This window comes from Pseudomonas sp., assembly GCF_036404235.1.
Taxonomy (GTDB): domain Bacteria; phylum Pseudomonadota; class Gammaproteobacteria; order Pseudomonadales; family Pseudomonadaceae; genus Aquipseudomonas.
Map to the genome: position 1 here is coordinate 1 of NZ_DASWOT010000129.1, position 17,507 is coordinate 17,507.

A 17,507-nucleotide genomic window follows, 5' to 3' on the forward strand; every position below is an offset into this window, starting at 1 on the left:
GGCAGCCGCGTTGATGTCCGTGGGCGATCATTGCAGTCGCACCTCGATCAGCGGCCAGCGTCGGGCGCCATTGTGTGGCATGGGCATTTGCCAGGAGTGTCGGGTCAACATTGACGGCTTGCGCCGCCTCGCCTGTCAGACGTTGTGCCACGACGGCATGCGCGTGGAGACCCAGGCATGAGGCAGCATGTCGACCTGCTGATCATCGGCGCCGGTCCTGCGGGTATGGCGGCCGCCCTTGCCGCAGCGCCCAGTGGCGTCAGCATTGCGCTGCTCGACGACAACCCACTGCCTGGCGGGCAGATCTGGCGCGATGGACCGCAAGCGCATCTGCCGCCACAGGCTCACGACATGCGTGCGCAACTGCAACAGCACCGCAATATCCGGCTGTACAGCGCAACCAAAGTGGTGGCGTTGGCCGGGCCCAAACGGTTGTTACTCGAAGACCCGGTACGCGGCTGGACACTCAGTTATGGGCGACTGATTCTCTGCACCGGGGCTCGGGAATTGCTGCTGCCCTTCCCTGGCTGGACCTTGCCAGGCGTGACTGGCGCGGGTGGTTTGCAGGCGCTGATCAAGGGTGGATTGTCGATTAAAGGCGAGCGCGTGGTGATCGCCGGAACCGGGCCGCTGTTGCTGGCCAGTGCCGCGACGGCCAGCGCCAACGGTGCGAACGTCCGGCGTATCGCCGAGCAAGCGTCGCTGGCATCTGTCAGCCGCTTCGCCGGCAGCTTGTGGGCCTGGCCGAACAAGGCGATTCAGGCACTGGGTTTGACGAGTTCGCAGTATCGGACCTCGGCGCATGTCGTCCAAGCGCTGGGTTCTGATCGGCTAGAGGCAGTGCGCATTCAACGCCAAGGCCGCGTCGAAGAAATCCCCTGCGAGCGTTTGGCCTGCGGCTTCAGTCTGGTGCCGAACGTCGAGCTTGGTCAGGCCCTGGGCTGTCGGGTTGTCGAGCGCGCCATTACGGTGGATCAATGGCAGGCCAGCAGCCTGCCTGACCATTACGCAGCAGGGGAATGCACCGGTTTTGGTGGCAGCGAACTGGCCCTGGTGGAAGGCCGGATCGCCGGTCTGGTCGCCGTCGGTAACAATGATCAGGCCCGTGCATTATGGCCACAACGACTGCGCTGGCAGCGTTTCGCCGACCGATTGAATCGCGCTTTCGCCCTGCGCCCCGACATCAAGCAATTGGCCCAACCGGACACGCTGGTGTGTCGCTGCGAAGACGTGCCTTATTCGGCCCTGAGCGCTCACAGCGGCTGGACGAACGCCAAGCTCAACACCCGTTGCGGCATGGGCGCGTGCCAAGGGCGTATCTGTTCGTCCGCCGCACAAACGCTGTTTGGCTGGGAGCCGCCAAGCTTGCGACCGCCTTTTAGCCCCGCGCGTATCTCGACGCTGGTGTGTCTTGATGAGGGTGGTGAACTGCCTTGAGTGACGGGCCGATTGTGCTGCGGCACCGTGTTGCAGCATGATCAGCCTCGACCCTCGCCATGACTGACCCCATCACGAACATGCTTGATCTGATCACGACCTCGCCCCTGCACACGCTCGATCAACTGCTCGCCAGCCTTGAGCAGGTGTCGGCGCTATTCGACGCGGTTCCTGGCGTGGTGTTCTTCATCAAGGACAGCGAGGCGCGCTATGCGCTGGTCAATCAGACCCTGGCTCAGCGCTGTGGCTTCAAGCGCAAACAGGATCTGCTGGGGCGTACCGCCGAAGAGGTGTTTCCGGCGCGCTTCGGGCCTTTGTATACGGCGCAGGATCGTCGGGTACTGGCCGATGGCAGGCGACTGAGCGATCAACTGGAGCTGCATCTTTATTACGGCAATCAACCCATTTGGTGCCTGACCCACAAGCTGGCGCTGCGCAATCACGACGGCGACATCATTGGCCTGGCTGGCATCTCCCGGGATTTACAAGCGCTGCAATCGACACACCCCGCGTATCAGAAACTGGTTGAGGTCGATGCCTACATCCGCGAGCACTTCGCCCGACCGATTCTGCTGGAAGAACTGACAGCCATTGCCGGCTTGTCCATCGCCCAGTTGGAGCGCCAGTGCAAACGGATTTTCCAACTGACCCCACGGCAAATGATTCACAAGGCGCGCCTGGGCGAAGCGTCCCGGCTGTTATTGCAGGACCTGTCTATCACCGAGATTGCGCTGCGTTGCGGGTATACCGATCACAGCGCATTCAGTCGGCAGTTTCGCGCATTGACCGGGTTTTCGCCGAGCCAGTACCGAGCATCGCAGGATTAGGTGGCGGACAACAAATCGCTATTAAAGACCCTTTGGTTATAACCTAATCATTAAAAAATAGCATATTAGTCGCTAACATTATGTTTATATTCAGCCATGCCTCAATCTAGCGCTGGAACAGACATGACGAAACCTCGACACCCTGAGCGCCTGCGCGCATTCATTGGCGCGCTCGCCGAACTCATCGACAGCAATCCCCGCGAAGGCGACCTTCTGCATCGCGGCGGCAAATTGCTTGGGCAACTGGTCAGTTACGATGACTGGCTGCCAGACGAATATGCCATTCCCGATCCGACCCGCTATCAACAATTTCTGCTGCACGCCGACTCGCGCCAGCGGTTTTCGATTGTCAGCTTTGTCTGGGGGCCAGGTCAGAGCACACCGATTCACGACCATCGGGTGTGGGGGTTGATCGGCATGCTGCGTGGCGCTGAATATTCTCAGGGTTACGCCCGTAGCGCCGATGGTCGTTTGGAAAAAGAAGGCCCGGCGATCCGTCTCGTGCCCGGCCAGGTTGAAGCCCTGTCGCCGCGCAGCAACGACATCCATCAGGTCAGCAATGCCTTCGACGACCAAGTGTCGATCAGCGTTCATGTCTACGGCGCCAACATCGGTGCGGTACGGCGCGCGGTGTATCAACCTGACGGCAGCGAAAAACTGTTCATCTCCGGCTACTCCAACGCCTTTCTCCCGAATATCTGGGACCTGTCCAAAGAGAACCAAGCCCAATGAGCCAAGCCTTGCACCCTCAACCCGCCACTCGATCTTTCGCGGACATTCGCCAGGCGCTGCTCGCCAAAGAAGAAGTTGCATTGATCGACGTTCGTGAAGAAGCACCGTTTGCCCAAGCGCATCCACTGTTCGCGGCCAACATCCCCCTGTCGAAACTGGAACTGGAAGTGCTGTCGCGTATTCCTCGTCGCGATACCGCCATCACCCTGTACGACAACGGCGAAGGATTGGTACACAAAGCGCAGCAACGCCTTGAGGCATTGGGCTACAGCGATGTGCGTTTGCTGGAGGGTGGGCTGCAGGGCTGGCGCGACGCAGACGGTGAGCTGTTCATCGACGTCAACGTACCGAGCAAGGCCTTTGGCGAACTGGTCGAGCATTATCGCCACACGCCTTCACTGGCCGCCGAGCAAGTGCTTGAACTGATCGAATCGAACGCCGACGTGGTGGTGCTCGACGCACGCCGCTACGACGAATATCAGACCATGAGCATTCCCTCCGGGATCAGCGTGCCAGGCGCCGAACTGGTGCTGCGCGCCCGCGAACTGGCACCCGACCCCAAGACTCGGATCATCGTCAACTGTGCCGGGCGCACGCGCAGCATCATCGGCACCCAGTCGCTGGTGAACGCTGGCCTGCCGAACCCGATTTCGGCGCTGCGCAACGGCACCATTGGCTGGCTGCTGGCCGGACAAACCCTGGACCACGGTCAGGCCCGGCGTTTTGGCGAGGTCAGCGAAAGCACGCGCCAAACGGCCACCGCCGACGCACGAAAAGTCGCGGACAAGGCCCATGTACAGCGTGGCACTCGTGCCGACTTGCAACGCTGGCAGGCCGAGAAGAACCGCACGACGTACCTGTTCGATGTCCGTACAGCCGAAGAATTCGCCGTCGGCCATGTGCCCGGCGCACGCTCGACACCGGGTGGGCAACTGGTCCAGGAAACCGATCACTACGCCAGCGTACGCGGCGCGCGCATTGTCTTGGTCGACGATGACGGCGTGCGCGCCAACATGTCCGCATCCTGGCTGGCGCAATTGGGCTGGGAGGTGTTTGTGATCGACGACTTGCACCGCGAAGACTTCAGCGAAAAAGGTGACTGGAATGCCCCCAGCCCGACACCCCCTCAAGTCGAAGAAATCAGCGCCGAAACACTTGCTCAATGGCGCGATAATGGCAACGTCGCAGTCCTGGATTTCACCGCCAGCGCCAACTACGTCAAACAGCATATTCCCGGCGCCTGGTGGGTTTTGCGTGCGCAATTGAAGGATGCACTGGCGAAGATTCCAGCTGCCGAGCGCTATGTCCTGACCTGTGGCAGCAGCCGTCTGGCGAGGTTCGCCGTCCCTGAAGTCGAAGCGCTTACTGGCAAACCGGTGTTCCTGCTCAAGGGCGGTACACCCAGTTGGTTTGCGGCAGGTTACGCCGCAGAAACAGGCGAAAGCCAACTGGCGTCGCCGCGAATCGACCGTTATCGCCGCCCTTATGAAGGCACCGACGCACCGCGCGAAGCCATGCAAGCCTATCTCGACTGGGAGTTCGGCCTGGTCGAACAGCTCGGTCGCGATGGCACACACGGCTTTTACGTGATTTGACCCTTCAGGCGCGGTCGGCACGGCCGCGCCCTTTCTCATCGTTCCATACCGCCCTACCCCTCCTTTCACCAAACACGCTGTAACGATCTGAATAAAAGAGATTTTCTGTAGGAGCTGCCGAAGTTCCCGTGTTTGCTGCGCGGGGTCGGGACGACGGGCGATCTCTCAACGGCTTACACACCGCCTCGCAGCCTTCGGCGACTGGTCAGTTCCACATGGGAATTCGTACCACTGGATTCGCGTACATGAATCCACCACCAATTAATGCTTAAAATTTATATTAAAAATCAGACAAAATTACTAAAAAACATAATTAGCATATAACCAAACAGTACTTCCCAATCATTTCTTATAGGCATAACGTCAAACACTGACCGACCCCTTTTCCAGGCGGAGGCTGCCGATACTTATCCAAACTGTCTGGAGATATGCCGTATGGCTCTTGGCCTAAACACCCTGTCAACGTTCAAACATGCGTTGTTTGGCACCTTGCTGAGCCTGTCCCTGGGCCAGTTCGCCCAGGCTGCGGCGTTGCAACCATTGCTGGTTGCCAATCAGAAATCGGCGATCAAAGTGCTGCTGGAAGTGTCAGGCGAGCTTAAAAACGTTCCCTACGAGATCAAGTTTTCAGAATTCCCTTCTGCCTCACCTTTGGGTGAAGCCCTGAACGCCGGGGCTGTCGATGTCGGCGGGCTAGGCGATGCACCTTACGTATTTGCCCTTGGCGCGGGCGCGTCGTTAAAAGTGGTCAGCATTACCCATACCGCCGGACGCTATAGCACCGCGCTGCTGGTCAATAACAACTCGCCGGTGAAGACCGTCGCCGACCTCAAGGGCAAGCGTATCGTGACCGGGCGCGGGTCCATCGGCCATTACCTGGCAATTCGCGCTCTGCGCCAAGCCGGTCTGAACACCAGTGACGTGAGCTTCATCTACTTGCTGCCGGGCGAATCACGCATCCTGTTGGACAACGGCGATGCCGATGCCTGGGCCACCTGGGCGCCCTATACCACTATCGCCACGCTGCACGATGCCCGCCCCATCATCACGGGTGAACAACTGCTGACCAATCATTTCTACCTGGCTGCGACCAGCAAGGCCATTGCCGACAAGCGTGTGCAACTGGACGATTTTGTCGCCCGAGTCGACCGCGCCTACCAGTGGACAAACACTCATCCCGACGAATACGCCGCCGCCCAGGCCAAAGTCACCGGGCTGCCGATTGAGGTGCATCTGGCAATTACCCGAGAGACCAGAATGGAACGCGTCGACATTGACGACGGCGTGGTCAAAGGCCTGCAGCAGACCGCCGACATTTACCAGCAGGAAGGCATCCTCACGCGGCACATCGATGTTTCGCAAGGCTTTGACGCAAGTTTCAACGCCGTCCGTGCGGCAGCGGCAGCCGCCGCGCAAACCAACACACAAGCGGCCAGATAACCCTAAGTCGCCACGCGACGATCCGTTCAGGAGCATGATCATGAGCAACAAAAAACGTCAATTGAAACTCGGCGCCATGGTACACGGCGTCGGTCACGGCTGGGGCGAATGGCGCCACCCGGATGCGCAGGCCGATGCCAGCGTCAACTTCAGCTGGTACAAAGGCCAGGCAAAGCTGGCTGAAGCCGCGAAATTCGACTTCGTGTTCATCGCCGACAGCCTGCACATCCATGACAAATCCAGCCCGCATTACCTCAACCGCTTCGAGCCGCTGACCATCCTTTCGGCATTGGCGGCGACCACGGAAAACATCGGCCTGGTGGCCACTGTCACGGTCAGTTACACCGAGCCATTCCAGGTCGCCCGACAGCTCGCCTCGCTGGACCACATCAGCGGCGGTCGTGCTGGCTGGAATGTCGTCACCTCGTGGCTCAGCGGCACCGCCGAGAACCATAGCAAGTCCGAGCACCCGCCCCATGCCGTGCGTTATCGCATCGCCAAGGAGCATGTGTCGGTAGTCAAGGGCCTGTGGGACTCCTGGGAAGACGACGCTTTTGTGCGCAACAAGCAGACAGGCGAATTTTTCACCCCTGGCAAGCTCCACACGCTGAATCACCAGGGTGAGTTTTTCTCGGTCAAAGGCCCGTTGAACATCGCCCGTTCCAGACAGGGCCAGCCATTGATCTTCCAGGCCGGGACCTCCGAGGACGGCCGCAACTTCGCGGCTGAATATTCCGATGCGATCTTCGTTCACGCCGAAACCTTTGAGCAGTCCTACGCCTACACTCAAGACCTGAAAAAACGCGCCATCGGTTTCGGCCGCGATGCGAACAGTTTGTCGATCCTGCCGGGTATTCGGCCTATCGTCGGGCGCACTCAGGAGGAAGTAGAAAGCCGTTATCAGCAGGCCGTTGACCTTGTGTCCATCGAAGACGCCATCGTCGCTCTGGGCCGCCCCTTCAACGACCATGATTTCAGCCAGTACGCATTGGACGCGCCGTTTCCGGAACTGGGCGAGCTGGGCGCCAATAGCCAGAAAGGCGGCTCCGATCGCATCAAGCAATTGGCCAGGGAGCAGAACCTGACCCTGCGCGAAGTCGCCCTGCATTTCTCCCGTCCACGTCGCGAATTTGTTGGCACCCCGGACCAAGTCGCCGACACGATCGAGCAATGGTTCAAAGGCGGCGCAGCCGACGGTTTCATTATCAATTCCCTGTTGCCAGACGGCCTGCAGTATTTCACCGAACTGGTGGTGCCGCTGTTGCAGCAACGCGGTCTGTTTCGCAGCGAATACCAAGGCTCGACCCTGCGCGAAAACTTCGGGCTGGCCGTACCCGTCAACCGTTACAGCACCGAACTGAAGACCTTAACGCCCACACTCCAGGTTTCCATTGCCGTCTGAAAGAAACACCGCAGGCCCAGTAGGCGCGACCCAAGGCTGCGAAGCGTTGTACCTGCTAAAACATGCTCGCCTGATCTACCGGCAGTTGCGCTACTGAACCACACACTTATTCACAAGGGACCACCCGATGAGTCTTTCCCACTTTCGTTCAGGCACTCCACGTGTGCTCGGCACCGAGTCGCAACCCCCGACCGAGTTTCTCACGCGCCTGGAGAACTTGAGCGCAACGCTGGCCGAGAGTGCCGAACGGTATGACGAAAGCGGCGAGTTCCCTCACGCCAACTTCAGCCTGCTACATGAGCATGGGCTGCTGGGGTTCACCGTGCCGATCCACCTGGGCGGCAGTGGCGCAAACCTGAGCCAAGCGCGGCAAGTCATCAACGCCGTAGCCCGCGGCGAACCGTCTACCGCATTGATTCTGGTGATGCAGTACATCCAGCATGCCCGCTTGCAAGACAGCAAAAGCTGGCCTGAACACCTGCGCACGCGCGTCGCCCATGAAGCCGTGCAACACGGAGCATTGATCAACTCGTTGCGGGTCGAGCCTGATCTCGGAAGCCCGGCGCGTGGCGGCCTTCCTGCCACCCTTGCCCGTCGGACCGACGACGGCTGGCGCATCAGCGGCAGCAAAATCTACTCCACCGGCAGCCATGGTCTGACCTGGTTCAACGTTTGGGGGCGCAGTGACGACGAAGATCCGTTGGTCGGCGCCTGGCTGGTACACAAAGATACGCCCGGCATTCGTATCGTCGAGGATTGGGATCATCTGGGGATGCGCGCGACTTGCAGCCATCAAGTGATATTCGACGACGTGCGGGTGCCCTTGGAGCATGCCGTCAGTGTCAGCCGCTGGAGCGAACCTCAGCCTGAGCTCGACGCCTCAGGCTTGCTGTGGATGTCGGTGCTGATGTCATCGGTTTACGACGGTATCGCGCAATCGGCCAGGGACTGGCTGGTGCAGTGGCTGGAAGAACGGGCGCCGTCCAACCTGGGCGCGTCACTCTCGACATTGCCGCGTTTTCAGGAAGTCGTCGGCCATATCGATACGTTGCTGTTCGCCAACCGCACCCTGCTGGATTCGGCCGCTGGGGGCCTAACCGCGCCAACGCATGCGGCACAGATCAAATACCTGGTCACCAATAACGCGATACGCGCCGTGGAGCTGGCGATTGAAGCGGCAGGCAATCCGGGTTTGTCGCGCAAGAATCCGTTACAACGCCATTACCGCAACGTGGTCTGTGGCCGCGTACACACACCTCAGAACGATGTGGCGTTGCAGGGTGTCGGCAAGGCGGCGTTCGCCCAGCGACAACCTCAATGATGCAAACCGTGTAGGGGGCGGTTGTCCCCATGTCCGGACAGAGATTCTGCTCAATGCCCACCCCCAGGCGCGGCCTTCGCGCCAAACGGTGGTTTCGCCAGCCACACCAGTAGAGTCAGCGCAAAGAACACCCAGCCCAACAGGTAGAAGTAATCCACCGTGGACATCATGTATGCCTGGCTGCTAACGATGCGATCCAGTTGCGCATACGCCTGATTGCTCGCCCCGCCCAGCGTATCCAAGGCATGCCGCGTCGCCGGCTCGTAGGTGCTCACGCTTTCACTCAAGTACGCGTGATGCTGGTTGGCGCGGCGAATCCAGATCCAGGTGGTCAAGGACGCCGCGAAGCTGCCGCCCAGGTTACGCAGAAAGGTCGCCAATCCCGAACCGTCGGCGATCTGCGAGGGTGGCAAATCCGACAGCAAGATGCTCAAGGTCGGCATGAAGAACAACGCGATCCCCGCCCCCATGAACAACTGCACCAACGCGATGTGTTCGAAATCCACCTCGCTGGTAAACCCGGCCCGCATGAAACAACTGAGGCCAATGCCGAAAAAAGCCAGGCCTGACAGAATTCGCAAGTCGAATCGGGACGCGTATTTGCCAACGAACGGCGACATCAACACCGGCAAAATACCGATCGGCGCCACCGCCAGCCCCGCGTAGGTCGGGGTGTAGCCCATTTGCGTCTGCAGCCACTGCGGCAGAATCAGGTTGATACCAAAAAAGCCGGCATAGCCCGCCACCAGCGCAATGGTGCCAACGCAAAAATTTCGGTAGGCGAACAATCTCAAGTTCACCACCGGGTGCTCGTCAGTCAACTCCCAGATGATGAAAGCGGCCAGACCAATCACTGAAATCAGCGTGCCGATGATGATGAAATTCGACTCGAACCAGTCCAGGTCATTGCCCTTGTCGAGCACGATTTGCAGCGCTCCGACACCGATGATCAACGTGATCAGGCCCACGTAATCCATGGGCTGGCGACTGATCGCTATGGGACGCGTGGCCATCTGCTGACGCACCACGAATGCTGCGAACAAACCAATGGGCACGTTGATGAAGAAGATCCACGGCCAACTGTAACTGTCGGTGATCCAGCCGCCGAGAATCGGCCCGGCAATCGGCGCGACCACCGTGACCATCGCCAGCAATGCCAGTGCCATCCCCCTTTTTGCTGGAGGATAAACCGCGATCAATAGCGTCTGTGTCATCGGGTACAAAGGCCCGGCCACCACGCCTTGCAGCACGCGAAAACCCACCAGCTCTGGCATCGAGGTCGAGATGCCGCACAAGAACGAGGCCATCACAAAAAGAATCGTTGCCCATATGAAGAGCTTCACTTCACCGAAGCGGCGGCTAAGCCAGCCCGTCAACGGCAAGGCAATCGCATTACTCACAGCAAACGAGGTGATAACCCACGTGCCTTGCTCGGAACTCACCCCCAGGTTGCCGGAAATGGTGGGCAGCGCAACGTTGGCAATCGTGGTGTCGAGCACCTGCATAAAGGTCGCCAGCGACAGCCCTATCGTGCAAAGCAACAGGCTGGGCGGCGTAAAAGAAGCGGGAGCGTCGTTACTCATCGCAAATCCTTTGACACTTGAAAGGCGCTCCGGCCAGACGTCCGGAGCGCACGGATTGGCGAATCAGGGCTGCGCGGTCTTACCAGTGGCAGCACTGTTTTGGTGGATCAGACGAGCAATCAGGGTGTCGGCATCGGCCAACTGCTTCTCGTAGACCTTGGTGCTGAAAGAGGCTTGTTTTGGCGGCTGTTGCGCCTGCACGGGGCCACTCTGGTCATGCAGGTTGACGTCAACCACGGTCGACAGGCCGATACGTAGCGGATTGGCCGCCAACTCGTCTGGGTTGATGTGAATCCGCACCGGCACCCGCTGAACGATCTTGATCCAGTTACCGGTGGCGTTTTGCGCGGGCAGCAAGGCAAACGCGCTGCCTGTGCCGGCGCCCACACTGTCCACGGTGCCGCTGTATTTCACATCGCTGCCATACAGGTCGGCTTCGATGTCCACCGGCTGGCCGATGCGCATCTTGCCGAGTTGGGTTTCCTTGAAGTTGGCGTCGATCCATAGCTGATCCAGCGGAATCACCGCCATCAGCGCGGTGCCAGGCTGAACTCGCTGGCCCAATTGCACAGTGCGTTTAGCGACGTAACCGGTGACGGGGGCAATCAAGGTGCTGCGCGCGCTGTTCAGATAGGCCTGACGCAACTGCGCAGCGGCGGCCTTGACGTCGGGATGCGATGACACTTCGGTGTCATCGACCAGCGCCGTGCTGGTCGCCAATTGCTGCTGGATGTTGGCCAATGCGTTTTGTGCGCTGGTCAAGTCGTCCTTGGCGTGGGACAGCTCTTCCTGGGAAATCGCCCCGCCCGCCGCCAGATTGCGCCGCCGGTTGTAGTTATCCTGGGCCTTCTGTACTTCAGCGCGCTGGGCAGCGAGTTGAGCTTTCATGCCATCGACGTTGCTGTACAGGCCGCGCACTTGACGCACGGTCCGTCCCAGATTGGCTTCGGCGTTCTGCTGCGCGACTTCGGCGTCACTTGGGTCGAACTGGATCAACACCTGGCCTTCTTTAACCAGGTCGCCATCGTCCGCACCGATGCTGACCACGGTGCCCGTGACCTGCGGGGTAATTTCCACCACGTTGCCATTGACGTAAGCGTCGTCGGTGCTTTCATTCCAGCGCCCGTAAAACTCATACCAGCCCCAAACCCCGAGCCCGACGAGGATGACGATTAACGCCAAGCCGATCAGCAGCAACTTGCGTTTGCGTGGGTTGGCTTTCGGTTTGCTGTCACCGCCTGACTGCGCACCCGCCGATTGAGGGGCTTTCTGATCGGCAGGCGACTTGTTGTCCTGTTGCTCGTTTGCTGGATTGTTCTCGCGTGTAGCAGTGGCCATGACATTTACCTTACTTAGTCAGCGACGCAGTTGATGGGGCACTCGGGGTGGCGTGTTCGCCGGGAGCGCCAGGTGCGAAACCTCCCCCCAGGGCCTGCATCAACTGGATCGATAAATCGATGCGTTGCGCATTGAGATCCGCCAGTTGGCGTTGCGATTGCAAAAGTTGTTGTTCGATGGACAGCACATCCAGGTAGTTTCCGATTCCCGATGCATAGCGCTGCACGCCGGTGTCGTAGGATTGCTTGATGACATCGGTGGCATGCTGGCGCGCCTCGATCTGCCTGCTGATCGAGCGCAATTGACCAATGTTGTCGCTGACATCACCCAACGCCCGGATCAGACTTTTGTTGTACTGGGCCACGGCGAGGTCGTAATCGGCGTCCCGCGCGTCAAGGTCGGCACGGCGGCGACCGCCATCGAACAACGGCAGCGAGATCGTCGGCGCGACATTGAAAAAGCGACTGGCCGAACCGAACATCGCATCGCCCAATAGCGATTCCACACCCGCCGACGCGCTTAGGTTCAGATTGGGATAGAAGCTAACCTTGCTCGCCACGATGTCTTTGCTGGCCGCTTCGACACGCCAACGCGCCGCAACCAGATCGGGGCGGCGCCCCAGTAATTCGGCCGGTAACGAGGACGGCAAGGCGACCACCGCAGGCTTGAGCACATTAGGCCGGGTCAGCTCTTGGCCTCGGTCAGGGCCTTTGCCCGTCAATACGGCAAGCTGAATCTGCGCGGTGCGCAGACGCTTCTGCGCATCGACCAACGACTCCTGCGAACCAGCGGCCAGGCTCTCGGTCTGCTGATACTGATACTCGCTGTCGATCCCGGAACTCAGACGACGACGCCCCAGGTCGAGCATTTGCGTGGTGCGCTTGAGGTCTTCGGCGGCCAGATCAACAACGATGTAAGCCTGCCCCAGATCGCTGTAAGCGCGGGCAACATCCGCGGCCAGGGTCAATTGCGCCGCCTGTTGATCGATCTCGGCGGCGCGCGCCTGGCCCAACGCCGCTTCCCAGGTGGCACGTTGCCCGCCCCATAGGTCGAAGTTGTAGTTAAAAATACCCGACAAACTGCGCAACGTGCTGTAACGGCCCCCCACCCCGGCGGGGTCCTGATCGCGGGCCAAACGCGAACGGCTGACGCTGGCATCAGCGTCCAGCGTGGGCATCCGCTCGGCATCGGCGCCTAACGCGGCGGCGCTGGCCTGATGACTGCGGGCATTGGCAATCTGCATGTCCGGGCTGTCGCGCAGGGCTTCGGTGATCAGGCCATTGAGTTGTGGATCGCCCAGGCTCTTCCACCAGTCACGCGCAGGCCATGCCGCTTGCGAGAGTGTGACGCCCCGAAGACTACTTTCGGTCTGCAGGCTATTAGCATCGACAGCGACACCCTCGGTGTTCAAACCCTTGGAGTTGGCGCAACCGGCCAGCACCAGGGCGACGCACACCAGGCTTAAAGAAGTACGCAAGGCAGTGCCTTGCCAGCGTTGAGGGTTCATTTTGCGGCAATCCGGGCGAGCGTAATGGGATCTGCCGAGGCCACCAGAACTTTGGTGAGGATCTTTTCCAGGGTTGCCAGTTCGTCCTTGTCGAGCACTCCAACCATCTCGTTCATGGCTTTCGCGCCGATCTGTGGCAACAGGTCCGACAGTGTCTTGCCATCTTCAGTCAGCACCAGTCGCACCTGACGCCGATCAGCGTCGGAGCGTCTGCGAGCAAGCCATTTCTTCTGCTCCAGACGGTCAAGCATGCGAGTCATAGAGCCGCTGTCCAGACACAACGCGCGACACAGGTCGGCCGGAGTCTCGGCACTGAACCGGCCAATCATGATCAGCACTTTGAACTGCGGTGCGGTGACGCCATAGGGCGCCAGATAAGTCTCAAGGATGCGGTTTTTCAGCAGTTCGGTCCGGCCCAGCAACATGCCGAGCAGACTGGTATGAAAGGTTTCAGGCGTGAAATGCGGCATAGGTCACCAAATACCTGCCTAGGCAGTGAGTTGGCGGGATGTTACTGCCTAGGCAGCTACCTTCTCAATGAAACATTATTTAACAACTGGCTTTTCAGACGAGCGTGGCCTCGCCGCCAGCAGAAGATTCGCCCGCAACGGCAAATGACTGCACAAGGCCTGTTTTTGATTCTGGCCGCAGGCCGTAGATACTCTGTTGCCGGTCAAGCTTTCAGCAGGTGGTATCAAAAGGGCCAGAACGCGCTGTAGGAGCGTGGCTTGTCCCGCGATCTGGCGCGCAGCGGCAGTAAACCCGGCGTGCGCGGTTGGCGAGGCGAGCAACGTGGCGCCCGAGACTTCGCCTCGCGAACAAGTTCGCTCCTACAACTGAGCAAGGAACTTGGCTTGCCAGCGATGGGCTGTGCAGCAGACCTGAATCAAACACCCCAGCCCGGCAGGAAAACCGCGTACACCCTGTTGCTGCCGCTACGCGACAGGTCGTCGGCAAGCCGGACTCCTACGCCTCCGGCAGAAGCCTTACTCAAGTCAGACGCTGATTGGCACACCACTGTGAAACCGGAAATCGACATCCGGGCTTTCGATCAATTCGCGCTCGGCCAGGCGTATCTCTTCGACCTTGGCACTGACATCGGCTTCGTCGCCATAGGTGTAAGCCAGTTTCAGGTAATCCTGAAAATGCCGGGCTTCGGATTTGAGCAGGCTGGAGTAGAACTTGGCGAGGTCTTCGTCGAGATGCGGTATCAGCGCGGCGAAACGCTCGCACGAGCGGGCCTCGACGATAGCGCCGACTACCAGTGCATCGGTCAGACGGTAGGGGTTGTGATTGCGCACCCGCTTGCGCAATGAGCCTGCATAGCGTGCAGAGCTGACGTTGACCATGGGAATGCCGCGCTTTTTGATGATGCCGATCACCTGTTCGAAGTGACGCAACTCTTCACGGGCCAGACGCGACATCTTGCTCAGCAGATCGAGCTTGTCGTTGTACTGAAACATGAATTGGAACGCCGCCCCGGCCGCCTTCTTCTCGTTGTTGGCATGATCGATCAACAAAATATCCAGGTTGCGCAACGCCGCTTGGACCCAGCTATCCGGGGTACTGCAAAGCAGGAACGCGTCGATTTCAGGATAGATCTGCATAAGTTCACAACTGGCTGGGAGGGCAAGGCGCAGCATTATACGAGGGCTACCGCGTGGGGCCAGTCTTACCGGCAAGAAAAGCACTGATGCAGATCAACGCACCGATCAATGGCTGGCATCTATAGTCAATGAACGGTCTTCGGACCCGCGTTGACGAAAGCAGCGAGATAGCGCTTTGGAGGATTGATCATGTCATCGATTAACCGGATTTTGGTGGTCATTGAGCCCACCGCCGAAACGGATACGGTCGAAAGCCTTGCCATGAGGCGCGCCTGCCTGATTGCCGATGCTACGAGCGCCCATTTGCACTTGCTGATCTGCGATAAAAAGCACGACCACTCAGAGTTGCTGACGACCCTCAAGCACGATCTCCAGGCCGACGAGTTCAACGTCACAGCTGAACAGGCGTGGCATGAAAGCGCCCACCAAACCATCATCACCGTGCAGCAAAGCGAAGGTTGCGATCTGGTGATCAAGCAGCACTTTCCTGACAACCCGCTGAAAAAAGCGCTGCTGACGCCCGCTGACTGGAAACTCCTGCGCCTGTGTCCCTGCCCCGTGCTAATGGTCAAAACAGATCGTTCTTGGAAAGACGGCGCGATTCTCGCCGCCGTGGACATCGGCAACCGGGATGGCGAGCACACGGAGTTGCACTACAGCATCGTCCGCCGTGGCTTTGAGATAGCCGACATGGCGGGCGGCGAACTGCATGTCATTACCGCGCACCCTTCACCCACGCTCTCGGCCGCCGACCCGGTCTATCAGTTATCCGAAAGCGTAGAGGGGAAATATCGCGAGCAGTGCCTGGCCTTTCAGAGCGAATTCGACATCGACGACGCCCACCTGCACATCGCGGAGGGGCCGGCAGATGTGCTGATTCCATTCACGGCTCATCATTTACAGGCGGTGGTGACGGTGATTGGCAGCGTCGCACGTACGGGTATCTCTGGCGCCCTGATTGGCAATACCGCAGAAGTGGTGCTCGATTCATTGGAAAGTGATGTCTGGGTGCTGAAAAGCGAAGAAATCACCGCACACTTGTTGGAGCCATTGGCCAAGTCATGATGTTGGGCGGCAATCATTCACTAACAAGCCTCGTCCTACAGCCCTATAGGACATTACGCACTCGCGGGCACTCCATGCAGGTGATCTGAGCGATTACAATCGACTCCCGACTGAAAACGACGACGATCAAACAATGCGATCCAGCCTCTCGCGCTTTCCCGCAGCAGCCTTGCTTGTACTTCTGGCCACCTCATCGATTACGCATGCCGACGACGATGCACAAGCCAGAATCGAATCAGCCGTGAAACTGGCCATTGAGCCGGTGATGGCGAAATACACAATTCCCGGAGTGGCCGTTGGCGTCGTCGTCGCGGGTAAACCGCATTTTTTCACCTACGGTGTTGCGTCGAGACAAACCGGTCAGCCTGTTACGCGTGACACGTTGTTCGAAGTTGGGTCGGTGACCAAGACATTCACCGCCACGCTTGCAACTTACGCACAGGTCAGCGGCAAGCTGTCGCTTTCAGACAAAACCAGTCAATACCTGCCATCGCTCAAGGGCCATCCATTCGGCGAAGTGAGCTTGATAAGTCTGGGCACGCACACACCGGGCGGCCTGCCATTGCAGGTGCCAGACAGCGTTCAGAGCAACGACCAATTACTGCGCTATTTCGAGCAATGGCAACCCGTTTATGCTCCCGGCACTCATCGAACTTACGCAAATCCAAGCAGTGGGGCGCTTGGATTGATCGCCGCAACCGCCATGGGTGAGGACTTTACAAAACTGATGGAAAGCCGGCTATTTTCCGAGCTTGGCCTAAACGACACCTACATCAACGTGCCAAAAACCAAATCAGAGCACTATGCGCAGGGTTATACAAAAGAAGAAGCCCCGATCCGAATGAAGACCGGGGTACTGTCCTCAGAAGCCTATGGCATTAAAACAACGGTCACCGACCTAACCCGCTTCATGCAAGCCAATATGAAGCTCATCACACTCGATCCCACGCTGCAGCAGGCGATTACCAATACACACACCGGGTACTTCAAGGTAGGTGGCATGACGCAGGACCTGATGTGGGAACAATATCCGTATCCGGTGCAATTGCAGACACTGCTGGAAGGCAATTCGTCGAACGTGATCCTGAATGCAACGCCGGTAACCGAAATAACGCCGCCACAAAAGCCACAGGCGGATGTCTGGATTAACAAGACCGGGGCCACAACCGGTTTCGGCGCCTATGTTGCGTTCATCCCGCAACGGCAATTGGGGATCGTGATCCTGGCCAACAAGAATTATCCGAACGAGGACAGGGTCAGGGTGGCTTATCAAGTCCTGAAATCGCTGGCCGACAACAAACTCTAAGCGTCTGCCCCGAAGGCGTCCTTTAGAAACCCCGGTGCGATATATCGCTCGTAGTGCGCTTCGGACAGCAGGAAGAATTCCCGATCAATGGCATCGCGCAATTGGGGCAGCGTCCAGTCGCGAAACTCAGGCATCAGCACCATGCCGTAGGCCTCCAACTGGTTGATCACCCGCGCACCACGGGCAATCAGTTGATAAGCCCAGCAGTATTCGGACTGGTGCGGGACGAAACGAATTTTGCGCAGTTCCAGTTGTTGGCGCAGCTTGTCGGCATCGAACACTTCAAGCTTGGCGGTCATTACCTGCACCAGCAATTGCTCCAGACGCCGCCACACCGCTTGTTTTTC

General features: G+C 59.0%; 16 protein-coding genes. 10 read left to right on the forward strand and 6 right to left on the reverse strand.

All coding sequences use genetic code 11. The features are described from left to right. From VGC62_RS16605 to VGC62_RS16640, 8 genes are all read left to right on the forward strand, one after another. The coding region (locus VGC62_RS16605) for a 2Fe-2S iron-sulfur cluster-binding protein (protein WP_331188172.1) at positions 1-181 on the forward strand (181 nt) is incomplete at its 5' end. Beyond that, positions 178-1,437 carry an FAD/NAD(P)-binding oxidoreductase gene (locus VGC62_RS16610; protein WP_331188173.1) on the forward strand — a complete coding sequence of 420 codons (1,260 nt, stop codon included), beginning with the start codon at positions 178-180 and terminating at the stop codon, positions 1,435-1,437. The genes VGC62_RS16605 and VGC62_RS16610, both read left to right, overlap by 4 nt. Before the next feature lie 59 nt (positions 1,438-1,496). Further along, the gene (locus VGC62_RS16615; RefSeq protein ID WP_414705816.1) at positions 1,497-2,264 is read left to right on the forward strand and encodes a helix-turn-helix domain-containing protein; all 768 of its coding nucleotides are present in this window, start codon (positions 1,497-1,499) and stop codon (positions 2,262-2,264) included. A 123-nt stretch (positions 2,265-2,387) separates the two neighbouring features. Next, on the forward strand, positions 2,388-2,996 hold the full coding sequence (locus VGC62_RS16620; RefSeq protein ID WP_331188174.1) for a cysteine dioxygenase: 609 nt from the start codon (positions 2,388-2,390) through the stop codon (positions 2,994-2,996). Further along, a complete protein-coding gene (locus VGC62_RS16625) occupies positions 2,993-4,591 on the forward strand; it encodes a rhodanese homology domain-containing protein (protein ID WP_331188175.1) in 1,599 nt (532 codons plus the stop codon). The genes VGC62_RS16620 and VGC62_RS16625 overlap by 4 nt, the downstream gene beginning before the upstream one ends. Before the next feature lie 435 nt (positions 4,592-5,026). After that, complete coding sequence (locus VGC62_RS16630; RefSeq protein ID WP_331188176.1) at positions 5,027-6,031, forward strand: ABC transporter substrate-binding protein; 1,005 nt, start codon at positions 5,027-5,029, stop codon at positions 6,029-6,031. A 40-nt stretch (positions 6,032-6,071) separates the two neighbouring features. Beyond that, the gene (locus tag VGC62_RS16635) at positions 6,072-7,433 is read left to right on the forward strand and encodes an LLM class flavin-dependent oxidoreductase (RefSeq protein ID WP_331188177.1); all 1,362 of its coding nucleotides are present in this window, start codon (positions 6,072-6,074) and stop codon (positions 7,431-7,433) included. A 127-nt stretch (positions 7,434-7,560) separates the two neighbouring features. Then, positions 7,561-8,754 carry an acyl-CoA dehydrogenase family protein gene (locus VGC62_RS16640; protein ID WP_331188178.1) on the forward strand — a complete coding sequence of 398 codons (1,194 nt, stop codon included), beginning with the start codon at positions 7,561-7,563 and terminating at the stop codon, positions 8,752-8,754. A gap of 50 nt (positions 8,755-8,804) precedes the next feature. On the opposite strand, the gene VGC62_RS16645 is transcribed toward VGC62_RS16640, so the two are convergent. From VGC62_RS16645 to VGC62_RS16665, 5 genes are all read right to left on the reverse strand, one after another. Continuing rightward, complete coding sequence (locus VGC62_RS16645; RefSeq protein ID WP_331188179.1) at positions 8,805-10,337, reverse strand: DHA2 family efflux MFS transporter permease subunit; 1,533 nt, start codon at positions 10,335-10,337, stop codon at positions 8,805-8,807. Positions 10,338-10,400: 63 nt separating this feature from the next. After that, complete coding sequence (locus VGC62_RS16650; protein WP_331188180.1) at positions 10,401-11,675, reverse strand: HlyD family efflux transporter periplasmic adaptor subunit; 1,275 nt, start codon at positions 11,673-11,675, stop codon at positions 10,401-10,403. Between the two features lie 10 nt (positions 11,676-11,685). Beyond that, positions 11,686-13,182 (reverse strand): efflux transporter outer membrane subunit, encoded by a 1,497-nt coding sequence (locus VGC62_RS16655; RefSeq protein WP_331188181.1) that lies wholly within the window; start codon positions 13,180-13,182, stop codon positions 11,686-11,688. Beyond that, positions 13,179-13,652, reverse strand: coding sequence for a MarR family winged helix-turn-helix transcriptional regulator (locus tag VGC62_RS16660; RefSeq protein ID WP_331188182.1), 474 nt, complete (start codon positions 13,650-13,652; stop codon positions 13,179-13,181). The genes VGC62_RS16655 and VGC62_RS16660 overlap by 4 nt, the downstream gene beginning before the upstream one ends. Before the next feature lie 525 nt (positions 13,653-14,177). Continuing rightward, the gene (locus VGC62_RS16665; RefSeq protein WP_331188183.1) at positions 14,178-14,789 is read right to left on the reverse strand and encodes a tRNA-(ms[2]io[6]A)-hydroxylase; all 612 of its coding nucleotides are present in this window, start codon (positions 14,787-14,789) and stop codon (positions 14,178-14,180) included. A gap of 189 nt (positions 14,790-14,978) precedes the next feature. On the opposite strand from VGC62_RS16665, the gene VGC62_RS16670 reads away from it, so the two are divergent. Together VGC62_RS16670 and ampC are read left to right on the forward strand one after the other, a co-directional pair. Continuing rightward, on the forward strand, positions 14,979-15,854 hold the full coding sequence (locus VGC62_RS16670; protein WP_331188184.1) for a universal stress protein: 876 nt from the start codon (positions 14,979-14,981) through the stop codon (positions 15,852-15,854). A 133-nt stretch (positions 15,855-15,987) separates the two neighbouring features. Further along, positions 15,988-17,160 carry a class C beta-lactamase gene (gene ampC, locus VGC62_RS16675; RefSeq protein WP_331188185.1) on the forward strand — a complete coding sequence of 391 codons (1,173 nt, stop codon included), beginning with the start codon at positions 15,988-15,990 and terminating at the stop codon, positions 17,158-17,160. Here ampC and VGC62_RS16680 read toward each other — a convergent pair. Continuing rightward, a partial coding sequence (locus VGC62_RS16680) for a DUF1289 domain-containing protein (protein WP_331188186.1) occupies positions 17,157-17,507 on the reverse strand: 351 nt, incomplete at its 5' end. The genes ampC and VGC62_RS16680 overlap by 4 nt on opposite strands.

Coding starts and splice junctions, on each gene's coding strand:
- VGC62_RS16610 (WP_331188173.1), top strand. CDS start 178: ATGAGGCAGCATGTCGACCTGCTGATCATCGGCGCCGGTCCTGCGGGT.
- VGC62_RS16615 (WP_414705816.1), top strand. CDS start 1,497: ATGACTGACCCCATCACGAACATGCTTGATCTGATCACGACCTCGCCC.
- VGC62_RS16620 (WP_331188174.1), top strand. CDS start 2,388: ATGACGAAACCTCGACACCCTGAGCGCCTGCGCGCATTCATTGGCGCG.
- VGC62_RS16625 (WP_331188175.1), top strand. CDS start 2,993: ATGAGCCAAGCCTTGCACCCTCAACCCGCCACTCGATCTTTCGCGGAC.
- VGC62_RS16630 (WP_331188176.1), top strand. CDS start 5,027: ATGGCTCTTGGCCTAAACACCCTGTCAACGTTCAAACATGCGTTGTTT.
- VGC62_RS16635 (WP_331188177.1), top strand. CDS start 6,072: ATGAGCAACAAAAAACGTCAATTGAAACTCGGCGCCATGGTACACGGC.
- VGC62_RS16640 (WP_331188178.1), top strand. CDS start 7,561: ATGAGTCTTTCCCACTTTCGTTCAGGCACTCCACGTGTGCTCGGCACC.
- VGC62_RS16645 (WP_331188179.1), bottom strand. CDS start 10,337: ATGAGTAACGACGCTCCCGCTTCTTTTACGCCGCCCAGCCTGTTGCTT.
- VGC62_RS16650 (WP_331188180.1), bottom strand. CDS start 11,675: ATGGCCACTGCTACACGCGAGAACAATCCAGCAAACGAGCAACAGGAC.
- VGC62_RS16655 (WP_331188181.1), bottom strand. CDS start 13,182: ATGAACCCTCAACGCTGGCAAGGCACTGCCTTGCGTACTTCTTTAAGC.
- VGC62_RS16660 (WP_331188182.1), bottom strand. CDS start 13,652: ATGCCGCATTTCACGCCTGAAACCTTTCATACCAGTCTGCTCGGCATG.
- VGC62_RS16665 (WP_331188183.1), bottom strand. CDS start 14,789: ATGCAGATCTATCCTGAAATCGACGCGTTCCTGCTTTGCAGTACCCCG.
- VGC62_RS16670 (WP_331188184.1), top strand. CDS start 14,979: ATGTCATCGATTAACCGGATTTTGGTGGTCATTGAGCCCACCGCCGAA.
- ampC (WP_331188185.1), top strand. CDS start 15,988: ATGCGATCCAGCCTCTCGCGCTTTCCCGCAGCAGCCTTGCTTGTACTT.